Raw genomic sequence first — 15,450 nt, forward strand, 5'->3', positions numbered from 1 at the left:
ATATGGGGGTTACGTGGGTAAGGCCAATGACACCGGCGTGATGACGTTACGTGATCTCGGCTTCGACGAACTGGCGGAACGAACGTACCGCGCGCTGCTGCAGAAGCCCGAGCACGACCTGACGGCCCTGGAGGCCCAGGTCGGCGCGGTGGAAGACGATCTCAGGACTGCCCTGGCTCACCTCGTCGACCTGGGCGTCGCCCGGACGCACCCGGCCGCGCCGTCCGGGGTCGTCGCCGTCGATCCCACCGCGTCGCTGAGGCAGCTCATCGAGCACAAGGAAGACGAGCTGCTGCGGAAGTACCGCAAGGTGGCGGGGCTGCGAACCGAACTGGGGGCGCTCTCGGTGCTGGACGCGCGGGGGATGGCGGGGCTGCGCGGCGGTGGACCGGGGGTGGAGTGGGTCGACGGCATGCGGGACGTCCGCGAGCGGCTTGCTGAGCTGTCGTCCCTGACCCGGGCGAGCATGTACTGCGTGCTGCACGGCCGGCCTCGACCGGAGGTCTGCCAGGCACTCGACCTGCGCCTGCGCAGGGGGATCGAGCTGCGGCTGGTCCACGAGCGATCGGCGCTGGACGACGAGCGGACCCGCACCTACCTGCACCGGCTCATGGCCGAGGGAGCGCGGATCCGCGTGAGCGACCGGCGGCTCGACCCGCTGATCGTCATGGACGAGCAGGTGGCCGTCGTCCCCATCGACCCGGAGGACCACGGACAGGGCGCGCTCGTCGTCCGGCAGGTCGGCTTGCTGACCGGCTTCCTGCGGCTGTTCGACCGGCTCTGGGACGAGGCCCGCGAGCTGTCCCCGGATCTCCAGGACATCTCCCGGGAACCGGGACTGACCGACGATGATCGCCGGCTGCTCGACCTTCTCGCGTCGGGCAACACCGACGAGGTGGCCGCTCGCCATCTCGGAGTGTCGGTCCGTCACCTGCGGCGGCGGATCGCCCGGCTGACCGCGCGGCTGGAGGCGTCCAGCAGGTTCGAGGCCGGCGTCGCGGCGGTTCGACGCGGCTGGCTCTGAGAGAGGAATGTCGCCATGCTGCAGCATCTCGCGTTCGCCCTGGCTCACGCGGACTACTACGAGCCACTCGACCTCGTCCCGCCGGGCGTCCCGTACCGGCCCGCCGGGATGCCGGCGACCTGGGAGCGATCGAGCAGGGACGTCTGGACGGAATGGACGCCGCCCGGCGTCGTGCTCCCTGACCAGGGGTGGAAGATCCACGTCTCCAGCGCCATCGAGAACGCGCAGCGGGTGCTGGACATCGTCGCCGCCGCCTGCGTCGCGTTCTCTGTGCCGTTCAAGCATGTGAGCGGAAAGTCGTTCTTCCTCTGGGTCCACAACAAGCACGGGAACCGCGCGCAGAGCGGGAAGTTCTGCGCGGTGTACCCGCCGACCACGGAGGCCGCCCGCGAGCTGCTCATCCGGCTGGAGCAGGATCTCGCCGGCTTCACCGGGCCGTACATCCGCAGCGACCGGCGTTTCGGCTCCTCGTCCTGCGTCTCCTACCGGTACGGCTCCTTCCGCGAACGATCCCGGCTGCAGGCCGACGGCACCCGGCAGCTCACCCTGCTCGACGCCGCCGGCCGGGAGATCCCGGACGAGCGGCGACCGGAGTTCGTGCTCCCGCCGGGCGTGACCGACCCGTTCGCGGCCCCGCGCCACGACGAGGACGCCGGCGGACCGGCCGGCTTCGGCGGCTACACCTTCCAGGCGGTCCTCCAGCACAGCAACGCGGGCGGCGCCTACCGTGCCCGCGCGGCGGACGGACGGCCGGTCTTCGTCAAGGAGGCATGGGCCCACACCGGGTACGACGCGGACGCGCGGGACGCGCAACAGCGGCTGGAACAGGAACACGACACTCTCAGGGCCCTGCACCGCAGGCACCCGGGGATATGCCCGGAGCCGATCGAGCTCTTCGCGCACTGGGAGAACACCTACCTGGTCACCGAGCTGGTTCCGGGCACGACGCTGAACAGGTGGGTCGTCGCGAACTCTCCGGTGATCAAGGTCGGCCGGCCCAGGGCAGCGTTCGACGGCTACTACCGGAAGTGCCTGGCCATCCTCGGCCAGGTCGAGCAGACCATCGCCACGCTGCACGAGCTCGGGTACGTCTTCGTCGACCTCAACCCGAGGAACATCCTCGTCGACGACGAGCAGAGGGTCAGGCTGGTGGACTTCGAGGCCGCCCGCCCGATCGTCGACCAGGCCGTCACGCCGCTGGGGGCACCGGGCTATCTGCCGCGCGAGGCGTACGAGGGCGAGCGGCCCACCGGCACGGCCTCGCGCTCCCTCGACGCGTACGCCCTGTCGGCCGTGGCGCAGATGCTGCTGTTCCCGCTGCACCAAGTGGTCACCCGCGCGCCAGAGGTCCTCGACCACATGCGCCACGACCTCGCGGCGCTCGCGCCGGTGCCGGACCGGCTCTGGGCCGAGGTGACGCGCGTCCACCGGCGCCCCGCCCGGCCGGGGCTGCCCGCGCCGGAGGAGGTGGAACGCGAGCCGCTGGAATCGCTGCGCTGGCTGCGCGACCGGACGGCCGACGCGATCGGGGCGATGGCGCAGCCGGGAAATCCGCGCTGGGTCTACCCGACGACACCGGCCGGGTTCTCCTCCAACACCCGGTGCGTGGCGCACGGGACAGCGGGCGTGCTGCACGCCCTGCACGTCGCAGGGCGCGGGGTCGACCCGGAGGTCGTCGTGCGGCTGCGGGACGAGTCGCTGGCGCAGCGCCACGCCACCCCGCCGGGCCTGCTGTACGGCAACGCCGGCATCGCCTGGGTGCTGGCCGAGCTGGGCGAGCTGGACGCCGCCGGGGAGCTGCTCGCGGCCGCCGACGGGCATCCGCTGAGCCGCACCTGCGCGACCTTCGGCGGCGGCGCGGCCGGACTCGCCATGACACACCTGTCCCTCTACGGCCACACCGGCGACGACCGTCGGCTCGCCCGGGCCGGGGAAATCCTCAGCGCGATCCCCGACGGCGAGGCGCTGACCGGGCAGCTCGCCGCCGGCGACGCCTCCGGCCTGGTCGGCGGCCGCCCCGGCATCGCGCTCGCCCTCTACTACCTGGCCCGCCTGACCGGCGACCGCGAGCCGCTGCGGCGCGGCCTCGGGCTGCTCCGCGACGAGCTGCGCCACCAGCTCCCGGTGGAGACGGGGGCACTGGGGTTCCGGGTGTCCGCCGCCGACTCGCGCAACATGCCCTACCTCTTCGCCGGAAGCGCGGGCTACGCGTCCGTCCTGTCCCGATACCTGACCGTCGTCGAGGACGCCGAGCTCGCCGGCGTGCTCGCTCGCTGCCTGCGTTACTGCACGGTCCGGTTCACCGTCGGCGTGGGCCTGTTCCAGGGCCTGGCCGGGCTGACGCTCGCTCTCTCGCAGTCGGCGGATCTCCGCGGCGACGCCGGCCTGCGTGGCGAGGCGATCAGGTCCGGTGCCGCGCTGTTCAAGTACGCGATCCCCGGCGACGACGGCGTCCGCTTCGTCGGTGACAGATTCCTGCAACTGAGCGCCGATCTGTGGAGCGGCTCAGCCGGCGTGCTGCTGGCGGTGCACCACCTCCTGGCCGGCACTCCGGACCCGCTGTTCACGCTCGACGATCGGTGCTGATCGGTACTGATCGGCATGGAGGGCCACTGCGACGACTCCTTCCCGCGAGTTGGGCCCTCCTGAGCGCTCGTCACACTCTGTGCCTATACGGTGCCGGAATGGAGTCGTTCACCCCGACGCTCGACTGGGGCTCCGAGGGCTGGACATCGCTGGTGTGGATCGCCGAAGCGTGGGCGATCGCCGCGGTGTGCACCTTGGTGGTCCTCGTGCTGATCGGCCTCTCCACGACGTGGGGCCGGCAATTCTGGCGTATCACCGGCGCGTACTTCACCGGCCCGGAGAGCCTCAAGGTCTGGCTCTGGCTCGGCGCCCTGCTGCTGTCGGTGGTCACCGGTGTCCGCCTGGACGTGCTGTTCAGTTACCAGGGCAACGACATGCTGTCCAGCCTCCAGGTCGCGGTCCAGGGCATCGCCGTCAACAACGCCGCGGTGAAGGGCTCCGGCGAACGCGGCTTCTGGATGTCCCTGTGGGTCTTCTGCGTCCTGGCGGCGATCCACATCGCCCGGCTGCTGCTGGACCTGTTCCTGTTCCAGCGGTTCGTGCTGGCCTGGCGCCGCTGGCTCACCGACCGGCTGACCGGGGACTGGCTCGACGGCAGGGCCTACTACCGGTCGCGATTCATCGACGACACCATCGACAACCCGGACCAGCGTATCCAGTCCGACATCGACGTGGTCACCGCCGGATTCGGACCCCTGCCGAACCTTCCGAGCAACGGGGGGACGTCCAACACGCTGCTGTTCGGCGCGATCTCCGCGGTCACCTCGATCGTGTCGTTCACGGCGATCCTGTGGAGTCTCTCGGGCACGCTCTCCATCTCCGGGGTCGAGATCCCCAGGGCGATGTTCTGGATCGGGCTGGTCTACGTCCTCATCGCCTCCGTCATCGCCTTCTGGATCGGCAGGCCGATCATCTGGCTGGCCTTCCGGAACGAGAAGTTCAACGCGGCGTTCCGTTACGCCCTGGTACGCCTGCGCGACGCGTCGGAGGCGGTCGCGTTCTACCGCGGCGAGGTCGCGGAGCGCACAGGCCTGCGGCGCCTGTTCGCCCCCGTCGTCAGCAACTACAGGCACTATCTGAACAGGACGATCGGCTTCAACGCCTGGAACTACGCGATCAGCCAGAGCATCGTGCCCCTGCCCTACCTCCTGCAGGCGCCGCGGCTGTTCACCGGCGAGATCCGCCTCGGCGACCTGACGCAGTCGGCCTCGGCGTTCAACCAGATCCAGAACGGCCTGTCGTTCTTCCGCAACGCCTACGACGCCTTCGCCGGCTACCGGGCGGCGATCATCCGGCTGCACGGGCTGGTCGTCGCCAACGAGGAGGCCAGGGCGCTGCCGGAGGTGACGACGCTGCCCTGCGCCGACAGTACGGTTCAGCTCGAGGCCGTCGAGGTCCGCACCCCCGATGGCCGGCAGCTGATCAGGCCGCTCGACATGCGGCTCGACGTGGGGGACACGCTGGTCGTGACCGGGCCGTCCGGCAGCGGTAAGACCACGCTGTTGCGCAGCCTCGCCGAGTTGTGGCCGTTCACCACGGGCACGCTGACCCGGCCGTGCGGACCCAACGAGACGATGTTCCTGTCGCAGCTGCCCTACGTACCGCTGGGCGACCTGCGCGCTGTCGTCACCTATCCCGGCAAAGAAGGCGACATCGATGACGAGACCCTGCGCCGCACGCTGCGGAAGGTGGCGCTGTCGCACCTCGTGGACCGGCTCGACGAGGTGCAGGACTGGGCCAAGGTGCTCTCCCCGGGCGAGCAGCAGCGGATCGCGTTCGCCCGGATTCTGCTGACGAGGCCGAAGGCGCTCTTCCTCGACGAGTCGACCTCGGCGCTGGACGAGAACCTGGAGTTCGTCCTCTATCAACTGGTGCGGTCAGAGCTGCCCGACACCATCGTCGTCAGCGTCAGCCACCGCTCGACGGTCGAGCAGCACCACACCCACGAGCTCAAGCTGCTCGGCGAGGGCGCATGGCGCTTCAGCCCGCTGGGAGGCGACGAAACGGAACCCGCTCCGGCGTGACGGGGACGGAGCCGTACGCGCCCATGGAGGACGTGGTGCTCCTCGCGGAAAGGCGATCATCATGTGCCCGCCAGGCGCTCGAACCGGGGGATGCGGGCCAGGTCGCAGGCCACCGTGACGCGCGCGGGCCCTTCGACGACGGTGCCGCCGTCGCCGCGCCAGCGCCCCGCCGGGACGGCGACGCTCCGTTCCGTGGCGCCTTTCGCCGTCACGGGCGCCACGATGAGGTCCGGGCCGAGGAAGAACTGGTCGGTGACCTCGTCCAGCCCGCTCGCGTGGTAGGCCATCGGGCGCACGACCGGCTCACCGGTGGTGGCGGCGTCGTCCACCAGGTCGAGGATGAGGGGCAGCAGCGAGGCTCGGACGGCCAACGCCTCGTTCACGGCGGCGAGATGGACGTCGTCCAGGACGCGGAAGGGCAGGACCGAGAACTGCATCATCGGGCTGAGCGCGGCGATCTGGGCATACCTGACGAAGAACTCCTGGTCGGTCGCGCCCTGTTCGGTCATCGCCTCGATCTCGCCCCCGCCGATCATGTCGGGACAGACGAAGGGGTGGCCGATCAGGCCCTGGGCCAGCATCTCGGGGACGAGTGACCCGATCCCGGCAGGCCCCCACAGCGGCGGCTTGTCCTGGAGCCGCTGGCCCAGGGGCCGGCCGCCCATCCGCCAGCAGGCGCGGAACTCGTTGAACGGATACCGCAGCCCCACCCGCGCCCACGCCTCGCACAGGTCGACCGGCTCGGCCCGCCCGGCGGTGCGGTCGTCCGCCCGGTAGTCACGGACGTCACCGGCGTCGAACTTGAAGCCGTCGACGCCCGTCTCCTCCCTGAGGGTGTCGAGCTGGTCCGTCATCCACTTGACGGCGGCGGGTGCGGTGAGGTCCAGCAGGGCGCTGAGCCCGTTCCACCACCGCCGGATCGCGGTGTCCCCGGCGCGGTCGCGGATGAGCAGGCCCCGCCCTTCGAGCTCGCGGAACGCGGCGGAGTCGGGGCTGACGAACGGGACGACCCACAACATGACCGAGCAGCCCCACTCGTGCAGCTGCCGGATCATGGCCGCGGGGTCGGGGAAGCGGGAGCGGTCGAACCGCCAGGTGCCGTAGTCGTACGCCCACAGGTCATCGATGAACACGACGCCCGGCGGCATTCCCGCGTCCAGGAGGTCGCGGACGAAGCGCAGGACCGCCTCCTGCGTGGGCGTGTAGGGGTGCTCGATCCAGGTGTTGTACTGCGGGCCCGAGAACAGCTCACGGGCCGGCGTGCGCCCGGACGGGGGGAAGAACCGGCGCGAGGCCGACAGGAACGCCTCCCGCAGCGAGCCGCCCGCACGGCTGACGGAGATGTCCCGTCCCGACAGCCGCAGCAGGCCGTCCTCGAACGCGAACGCGAAGGGCCGCTCCGACCAGATCACTCGCCCGCGGTTCGACAGCAGCACCGGGCTGCTCTGGTTGGACGGCGCGGCGTCGCCGGACCCGTGCCCTACCGGCGAGCCGAGGTCGCGGGCGAACGGCCGTACGCCGAACGGCATCGCCAGGCCGTCCTCCGCGGCGCCTCCCCACCAGCGCTCGTCCGCCTCCAGAGCCAGCTCCAGCGCATCCCCTGCCTGCTCCAGGAGCGGGTCCGGCGGCAGGGCGGGCAGAGCGTGGGAAATCATCATCGTGCCTCTTCAGCGGGGTGGATCGACGAGACGCCACTCGCGATACGTATCGATCAGTCGGTACCGAAGCTAGAGGACTCCGCGGGCGAATGGCAAACAGGCGACCTGGCGGCGTCACCGGGCGGGCGGCGAACGCGACCGCCGTCGCGAGGGGGTCGACTACTGTATGGGGTCATGGCACGAGGAGCGGGCAGCGGTCGGACGGCCCCCACCAGCCGGGATGTGGCCGCGCTCGCGGGGGTCGCGCAGAGCACGGTCTCCGCGGTGATGAGCGGCAACCGCGCCGTCTCCGCCGAGACGCGCCGGCGCGTGGAAGAGGCCATGCGCGCGCTGCGCTACCAGCCCAACGCCGGCGCCCGGACGCTGCGCACGGCGAAGACGAACGTGATCGCGCTGATCGTGTACCTGGGACCGCAGATCGACGCGTCGGAGACGGTGCCGTACATCGACACGATCATCGAGGAGGCGCGCCGGGTCGACTACGACGTCGTGCTGAGCACCGTGCGCGAAGGGCCGGCGGGCCTCACCCGCCTGGCCGCCCGCTCGATCTGCGACGCCTTCATCCTCATGGACATCCAGACGTACGACGATCGGATCCCGGCGGCGGCCGAGCTGGGGCTGCCCGTCGTCCTCGTCGGCCGCCCGACGGACCCGCGGGGTCTCGACGTGGTCGACTTCGACACCCGGCGCTCGGCCGAGCTGCTCGTGGACGAGCTCGCCGCCACCGGGCACCGGCACGTCGCGGTCCTGGGCGAGCCCTCGGAGGATCCCGAGCCCTACCGGTTCGTGCAGGACTTCTACGCCGGGGCGCGCGAGCGCGCGGCCGGCCACGGCATCGGGCTGAGCGTCGTCCCGCGCCGGTCCAACACCTGGGACGGAGTCGTCGCCTGCGCGGATCGGCTGCTCGCCCGCCGCGACGACCGGCTGGGCCTGATCGGGCGTACGCCGCGGGTCACCGAATGGCTGGCCCGGCTGCTGCGGGAGCGGGATCTCGTACCAGGGCGGGACGTGTCGCTCGTGGGCGTCTGCACCGACGTCACCGCGCTGTCGTATGCCCGGCCGATCACGAATGTCTCACCTCGGCCCCGCGCGGTGTCGAGATTGGCGATGCGCCTGCTCCTCGAACGCCTCCAGGGCGCTGACGGGCCACCTCGCCTGGAGCTCGTCGAGCCCGAGGACCTGGTGCGGCGCGCCACGACGACCCTGTTCACGGACGTGCCATAGCCCCGACACACGATCGATACGTATCGCATTGATCGTGTCCTCGGACGAGTGGAGCGACAAACGCGGCGAACGCCTCGGCTGTGCCGGCACGGATGGCAGAAAATTTCCGGCATGTCCGTACACGTGAAGAATATTTGAGCAGAAGGCGCAAAAGTCTGGACCAACGACTCCCCGGCGGCGACGATTCGATCATCGATCGAAGACCGCGGATATGCCCGGGTGCCCGAAGTCCAGGGCGTGATCCCGGCTCAGAACGGCCGAGTGGCGGATCGTGTACCGGACGTCGATCGCGTCACGGTGGCAGGGAAGGGCTGGTCGCACCGTCGAGATCGTCTCCTCACCCAGCGAGACCCCCTGGGTTTTCGCGCCTCCGTTGGCACGCTGAGCACCGCACGGCTCGCTCAGCCAGCCGCCCCGTAAGCCCCTGGAGAAGCTTAATGGATCTGCCGGATGAGTTAGACCTGCCCGAATCCCGATGGAACGGCCTTCGAGAAACGCCACAGGAGCCGGATCGCCCGGACACGTCGTGGAATCGTTTCGCGAAGGAAGAGGCAAAGCCCGAATCGCGCTGGCCACGCAGGCTGGCGCCTGTTCTCTCGATCGTCCTGATGGTGGAGATGGCGTACGCCGTGCCCGCCTACGCGGCCCCGCGCTCGGCGCCGGCCGTGCAGAAGGAGGCGCCGGTGACGGGCACGAGGGTGCCCGTCAAGCCGCCGCTGGAGGATCCGGCCGGCAAGCAGGCGTGGAAGGCGCCACCGGGCGTCACCTGGCCCAAGCCGCAGAAGGCGGAGCTGGGCGGCGCCGCCGCCAGGACCCTGGCGGCCGGCTTCCCGGTGCGGCTGGCGCCGGGGACGGCCAAGGCGGCCCAGGCGGCGGCCCCGATCGGTGTCGAGCTGCTCGACACCGACCTGCTCGGCCTGGCGATGCGGGTCACGCCGGGGCAGGGGGTGGCGGCGACGGCCGCGGCCAAGCCGGTCAAAACCCGCGTGGAGGTGGACTACTCCGGCTTCCGGTACGCCTACGGCGGTGACTACGGCTCCCGGCTGCGCATGGTGAAGCTGGAGGAGTGCGCGCTCACCGGCGCGGCCGGCTGCGCTCAGCCGCAGCCGGTGAAGAGCGACAACGACGTCACGAGCGGCACGGTGAGCGCCGAGGTCGAGACCGGCGGCCTGTACGCGCTGACCGCGGCGGCGTCCGGCCCGTCGGGCGACCATGCCGCCACCTCGCTGGCGGCCTCGTCCGACTGGAGTGTGGGCACTCAGTCGGGCGACTTCACCTGGGGCTACGAGATGCGCACGCCTCCGGCGCTGGGCGGTGAGGAGCCGGGCGTGTCGCTGGGCTACTCCTCCCAGAGCGTGGACGGCCGCACCGCCTCCACCAACAACCAGGCGTCCTGGGCGGGGGAGGGCTTCGAGCTCAACCCGGGCGGCTACATCGAGCGCCGCTACAAGTCCTGCATGATCGACGGCAAGAAGACCGGCGACCTGTGCTGGGACCAGGACAACGCCACCATGTCCCTGGGCGACTCCTCGGTGGAGCTGGTCAAGGACGCCACCACCAAGCAGTGGCGGCCCAAGCGGGACGACGGCACCAGGATCGAGGCGCTGACCGGCGCCACGAACGGGGACAACAACGGCGAGTACTGGCGGGTCACCACGCCGGACGGCACCCAGTACACCTTCGGCCTGAACCGGCTGCCCGGCTGGGTCACCGGCAAGGCGGAGACCAGGTCGGTGCAGACGGTGCCGGTGTTCGGCAACAACAGCGGCGAACCCTGCTACAACAGCACCCCGGCCAACGCCTGGTGCCAGCAGGGCTACCGGTGGAACCTCGACTACGAGGTGGACACGCACGGCAACGCCACCACCTACTGGTACGAGCGCGAGACGAACTACTACGGCCGCAACATGAAGCCGGAGCTGGGCACCCAGTACGTGCGCGGCGCGTACCTGACCCGGATCGACTACGGCTACCTGAAGAGCGAGCTGTTCACCAAGGCGCCCGCGGCCCGGGTGGTGTTCGAGGTGGCCGAGCGCTGCCTGCCCAGCGGGACCGTCACCTGCGCCGCCGACCAGCTGAAGAAGGAGACCGCCGGCCACTGGCCGGACGTGCCCTTCGACCAGATCTGCGCCGCGGGGGTGACGTGCACCGACCGCCTGGCGCCGACGTTCTTCACCCGCAAGCGCCTGGCCAAGGTCACCACCCAGATCAGCAACGGCGCCGGCGCGTACAAGCCGGTGGACTCGTGGGCGCTGGCGCACCAGTTCCCCGCCTCGGGTGACGGCATGAGCCCGGCGCTGTGGCTGGCCTCGGTCCAGCAGACCGGTCACGTGGGCGGCACGATCACGCTGCCCCCGGTGAAGTTCACCGGCGTGCAGCTGCCCAACCGGGTGGACGCCCTTGAAGGGCGCGCCCCGCTGGTCAAGTGGCGCGTCCAGGCGATCAACAACGAGTCCGGCGGCGAGCTGCGGATCAACTACTCGGCGGCCGACTGCAAGCCGGGCGACGTCCCCACGGCGGACAAGAACACCAGGCGCTGCTTCCCGCAGCGCTGGGCCCCGCCGAACGAGGCCGAGGTCACCGACTGGTTCCACAAGTACCTGGTCACCCAGACCATCGAGGTCGACCGGGTCGCCGGCTCGCCGAACGTGGTCACCGACTACGAGTACCTCGACGGCGCCGCCTGGCACTACGCCGACAACATCCTGGTCAAGCCCGAGCACCGCACCTGGGCCGACTACCGCGGCTTCGGCCGGGTCCGCGTCCGCCAGGGCGACGGGCAGGACGGCAAGCGCACGCTGACGGAGTTCCGGTTCTTCCGCGGCATGCACGGCGACAGGCTGGCCGACGGCACCAGGCGGGTGGCCCAGGTCGAGGACACGGAAGGCGTCAAGCTGGACGACCTCGACCAGCTCGCCGGGTTCGAGCGGGAGGAGATCCTCTTCGACGGCGACGGCGGGGCGCTCCTGACCGCGACCGCGCAGGAGCCGTGGTCGGTCAAGACGGCCGAGTCCACGCAGGGCGGCGTCACCAAGGCCGCGCACGTGGTCCAGCCCAAGTCCATGGTCACCCGCACCGCGCTGCCCGGGGCCAGGTGGCGGCGTACCGGCGAGGACCGCTCGTACGACGCCAAGGGCCTGCTGCTCCAGGTGGACGAGAAGGGCGACCTGGCCAGCACCGAAGACGACGAGTGCACCCGCTACAGCTACGCCCGCAACGACACCTCCTGGATGCTCGACTACCCCAGCAGGGTCCAGACGGTCGCCGCCGGCTGCGGCACCGCGGTCTCCACGCTGGCCGCCGGTGAGGTGATCTCCGACGAGAAGATCCAGTACGACGGCCAGGCGAACGGCCAGCCGCCGACCAAGGGCGACGTGACCACGGTCCAGGAGCTCGTCTCGGCCGACGGCCAGACGATCACCGGCACCACCCGCACCTACGACGCCTACGGCCGCGAGACCAGCGAGACGGACCCGGTCGGCACCAAGTCCGTCACCACCTACAGCCCGGCCGCCGGGGCCCCGGCGACGGAGACCACGGAGACGAACCAGCTCGGCCACGTCGAGCGCACCCAGCTCGAACCGGCCTGGGGCGAGCCCATCGCCGAGATCGACGCCAACAACCGCCGCGTCGACATGGAGTACGACGCGCTCGGCCGCCTGATCAAGGTCTGGCAGGCCGACCGCAGCAAGGCGGCCGGGCAGTCGCCCAGCACCGAGTTCTCCTACACGGTGCGTACCGACGGGCCCAGCGTCGTCACCACCAGGACGTTGCGCGCGGACGGCGGCTACACCACCAGCCACGAGCTGTACGACGGCCTGATGCGCGAGCGCCAGACCCAGGAACCCGCGCCCACGGACGACCAGACGCAGGACCCGGCGCTACGCGACGGGCGCACGATCACCGACACCTTCCACAACTCCCAGGGCGAGGAGTACAAGGCCAACACCGGCTACTTCGCCACGGGCACGCCGTCCACCGACCTGCTGGCGGTGGCCGACTCCGCCGTCCCCAACCAGGTCGTGTCGTTGTTCGACGGCGCGGGGGAGGTCAACGCCGAGATCCTCAAGGTGAAGGGCGTGGAGAAGTACCGGGTGACGGCCAAGGAGGAGGGCGACCGGCTCCACGTCACCCCGCCGCCGGGCGGCACGGCGACGACCCGGATCGGTGACGCGCAGGACCGGCTGATCGAGCTGCGCCAGTACAAGGGCGCCACCCCGACCGGCGAGTACGACTCCACCAAGTACACCTACGACCACGCCGGCCGGCTGTCCACGGTGACCGACCCGGCGGGCAACGTCTGGCGCCACCACTACGACCTGCGCGGCCGGGAGATCAGGACGGAGGACCCGGACAAGGGCGTCACGACCACCACGTACAACGACGCCGACGAGATCGTCACCACCACCGACTCGCGCGGCAAGACCCTGTGGTACGGCTACGACGCCCTGGGCCGCAAGACGCAGATGCGCGAAGGCTCGGCGAGCGGCCCGCTGCTGGCCGAGTGGAAGTACGACGCGCTGGCCAAGGGAGAGCTCAACGCCAGCATCCGGTACGTGGACGGCCAGGCGTACACGGCCGAGATCAACGCCATCGACGCCGAGTACCGCACCCTGCGCCAGACCGTGACCATCCCGGCACGGGAGGGCAAGCTGGCCGGCTCCTACCAGCTCAACACCCGCTACACGCTCGACGACCAGGTCCAGTCGATCAGCTTCCCGGCCGCCGGCGGGCTGGCGGAGGAGCAGGTCGTCTACAGCTACGACGGGCTCAGCCAGCCGACCAAGGTCACCGGCCTGTCGGCGTACGTGAGCGCGGCCCGCTACTCCAAGCTGGGCGAGACCCTCCAGTACGAGCTGGGCGAGGGCACCAGGAAGACCTGGCTCACCTACACCCACGACGAGGGCACCCGCAGGCTGAGCAGCATGCGCCTGGACCGGGCCGGTGCCGCCGCCAGCGATCTGGACCTCAACTACACCTACGACGCGGCCGGCAACGTCACCAAGATCGCCGACAGGGCCGGCCAGGACACGCAGTGCTTCCAGCACGACCATCTGCGCCGGCTGACCTCGGCGTGGACGGCCACCGACGACTGCGCCAGTGGCAGCCCGCAGTCCGGCACGATCGGCGGCGTGGCCCCGTACGCGGTCAGCTACGCCTATGACGTCACCGGCAACCGTACCCAGGAGACCAAGCACGCCTGGGGCGGCACCGCGGGGAGCGTCCGCACCTTCACCTATCCCGCGGCGGGCGGCAAGCAGCCGCACGCGCTGCAGACCGTCGGGTCGGACCTGTTCGAGTACGACGCCGCGGGCAACACCACCAGGCGCAAGGTCGGCACCTCCGACCAGAGCCTGGTCTGGGACGCCGAGGGCAACCTGGAGTCGGTGACCGAGGCCGGCAAGACGACCTCGTTCCTCTACGACGCCGACGGCGACCGGTTGCTCCGCAAGACCCCCACCGACGCCACCCTCTACATCGACGACATGGAGCTGCGCCTCGACTACGCCAAGGACGCCGTCGAGCAGACCCGCTACTACACCATCGGCGGCGAGGCCATCGCGGTGCGCACGCCGGACAACCAGGTCTTCTTCATGGCCAACGACCACCAGGGCACCGCACAGGCCATGGTGAACGCCGGCACCGGAGACGTGGCCATCCGCCGGCAGACCCCGTTCGGCGAGGACCGCGGGACACCACCGTCCTGGTGGCCGGGACAACGCGGCTTCGTCGGCGGCACCAAGGACGCGACCACCGGGCTCGTCCACCTCGGCGCCCGCGAGTACGACGCCACGAACGGCCGCTTCCTGTCGGTCGACCCGATCATCGACGAGAGCGATCCGCAACAGCTCAACGCCTACGCCTACGCCAGCAACAGCCCCGTCACCATGAGCGACCCCGACGGTCAGCTGGTCTGGTTCGTCGTCGGCATCGCGGCGCGGCTCGCGGCGCGCGCCATCGCCAGGAAGCTGGCCCAGGCGGCGGCCAGGCGGGCCGCGCAGGCCGCCGCCAGGCGGGCGGCGCTCGCCGCGGCGCGGCGCAGGGCCGCGGAAGCGGCCAGGAGGCGGGCCCTGGAGGCGGCCAGGCGCAGGGCCGCCGAAGCGGCCAGGAAGAAGGCGGCTGAAGCGGCGAGGAAGAGAGCCGCGGAAGCCGCCAAGAAGAGGGCGGCGCAGGCGGCCAGGAAGAAGGCCGCGCTGGCCAGGCAGCGGGCGGCCGCCGCGGCGGCCAGGCGGCGGGCCGCGGCGGCAGCGCGCCGGGCGGCGGCGGCCAGGCGACGGGCCGCGGCCGCGCGCAGGGCGGTGACCAGGCGTGCGAGCAGGCCCCGGAGCACGGTCAGGCATCGGCCCGCCGTCCGTCCGACCAGCCGCAGGGCGGTCCAACGGCAGTCCCCGCCCAAGGCACAGCGGAACCCGCCGAACACCGGCCAGAGCCAGTCGCGCGGGCTGACCGACGCGCAGAGACGCTCGGTCGACGAGCAGTTGGGGAGGGTCCATCCCACAGGCTCCCACCAGGGGAGCGCCCGGAAATACACGGAAACGATAGCTGACCAGGGCACCGGGCACGGCCCGGCCTCCAAGCCGTACACGTCGGACACCCCGTCCTCGAAGACGCCGACGATCCTCTGGCGCCTCTGGCAGGTCCTCAGGCCGCTGGAGCCCCCGGGGTAGCCACGCCGGGTGGCCAGGCGTGATGAGGAGCGGAGCTCCCGCCCGGACGGTGTCGACAAGACCACCGTCCGGTGCGGGAGCTCCGTTGCCGTACGGCTCAGTCCACGAGATCCACGGGGGTGCCGTCATCGCGCAGGCCGGCGACGAACTCCGCCGCCCGGGTACTTGGCGCCGTAGTCGTCGCCGGGGAACAGGTAGGGGGCGAAGCCCTTCAGCGGCCGCCCCACCGGCGTGGGGGCGTAGGGGTAGGTGTGGGTGGTCAGCGT

General features: G+C 71.0%; 6 protein-coding genes. 5 read left to right on the forward strand and 1 reads right to left on the reverse strand.

Features of this window, described 5'->3' with window-relative positions; genetic code table 11:
• The first annotated feature begins 13 nt into the window (after positions 1 to 13).
• The 3 genes from ACTWPW_RS43320 to ACTWPW_RS43330 all read left to right on the forward strand — a co-directional run bounded on the left by ACTWPW_RS43320 (position 14) and on the right by ACTWPW_RS43330 (position 5,634).
• On the forward strand, positions 14 to 1,024 hold the full coding sequence (locus tag ACTWPW_RS43320; RefSeq protein WP_443172131.1) for a hypothetical protein: 1,011 nt from the start codon (positions 14 to 16) through the stop codon (positions 1,022 to 1,024).
• Positions 1,025 to 1,039: 15 nt separating this feature from the next.
• A complete protein-coding gene (gene lanKC / locus ACTWPW_RS43325; protein ID WP_443172132.1) occupies positions 1,040 to 3,610 on the forward strand; it encodes a class III lanthionine synthetase LanKC in 2,571 nt (856 codons plus the stop codon).
• Positions 3,611 to 3,708: 98 nt separating this feature from the next.
• On the forward strand, positions 3,709 to 5,634 hold the full coding sequence (locus tag ACTWPW_RS43330) for an ABC transporter ATP-binding protein/permease (protein ID WP_375114226.1): 1,926 nt from the start codon (positions 3,709 to 3,711) through the stop codon (positions 5,632 to 5,634).
• Positions 5,635 to 5,693: 59 nt separating this feature from the next.
• Here ACTWPW_RS43330 and ACTWPW_RS43335 read toward each other — a convergent pair whose 3' ends face one another.
• Entirely contained in the window at positions 5,694 to 7,292 is a 1,599-nt protein-coding gene (locus tag ACTWPW_RS43335) for a glycoside hydrolase family 31 protein (RefSeq protein WP_443172133.1), read from the reverse strand.
• A 174-nt stretch (positions 7,293 to 7,466) separates the two neighbouring features.
• On the opposite strand from ACTWPW_RS43335, the gene ACTWPW_RS43340 reads away from it, so the two are divergent.
• Together ACTWPW_RS43340 and ACTWPW_RS43345 are read left to right on the forward strand one after the other, a co-directional pair.
• Positions 7,467 to 8,516, forward strand: a complete 1,050-nt coding sequence (locus ACTWPW_RS43340) for a LacI family DNA-binding transcriptional regulator (protein ID WP_443172134.1) — start codon at positions 7,467 to 7,469, stop codon at positions 8,514 to 8,516.
• A 608-nt stretch (positions 8,517 to 9,124) separates the two neighbouring features.
• Positions 9,125 to 15,184 carry an RHS repeat domain-containing protein gene (locus ACTWPW_RS43345; protein ID WP_443172135.1) on the forward strand — a complete coding sequence of 2,020 codons (6,060 nt, stop codon included), beginning with the start codon at positions 9,125 to 9,127 and terminating at the stop codon, positions 15,182 to 15,184.
• Positions 15,185 to 15,450 lie beyond the last annotated feature (266 nt).

This window comes from Nonomuraea sp. KM90 (assembly GCF_052246675.1).
In the GTDB taxonomy this organism is placed as follows: domain Bacteria; phylum Actinomycetota; class Actinomycetes; order Streptosporangiales; family Streptosporangiaceae; genus Nonomuraea.

What these genes read in the sequence shown, in the direction of transcription:
- ACTWPW_RS43345 (WP_443172135.1), top strand. Translation starts at nt 9,125, where the DNA reads ATGGTGGAGATGGCGTACGCCGTGCCCGCCTACGCGGCCCCGCGCTCG.
- ACTWPW_RS43335 (WP_443172133.1), bottom strand. Translation starts at nt 7,292, where the DNA reads ATGATGATTTCCCACGCTCTGCCCGCCCTGCCGCCGGACCCGCTCCTG.
- ACTWPW_RS43330 (WP_375114226.1), top strand. Translation starts at nt 3,709, where the DNA reads ATGGAGTCGTTCACCCCGACGCTCGACTGGGGCTCCGAGGGCTGGACA.
- lanKC (WP_443172132.1), top strand. Translation starts at nt 1,040, where the DNA reads ATGCTGCAGCATCTCGCGTTCGCCCTGGCTCACGCGGACTACTACGAG.
- ACTWPW_RS43340 (WP_443172134.1), top strand. Translation starts at nt 7,467, where the DNA reads ATGGCACGAGGAGCGGGCAGCGGTCGGACGGCCCCCACCAGCCGGGAT.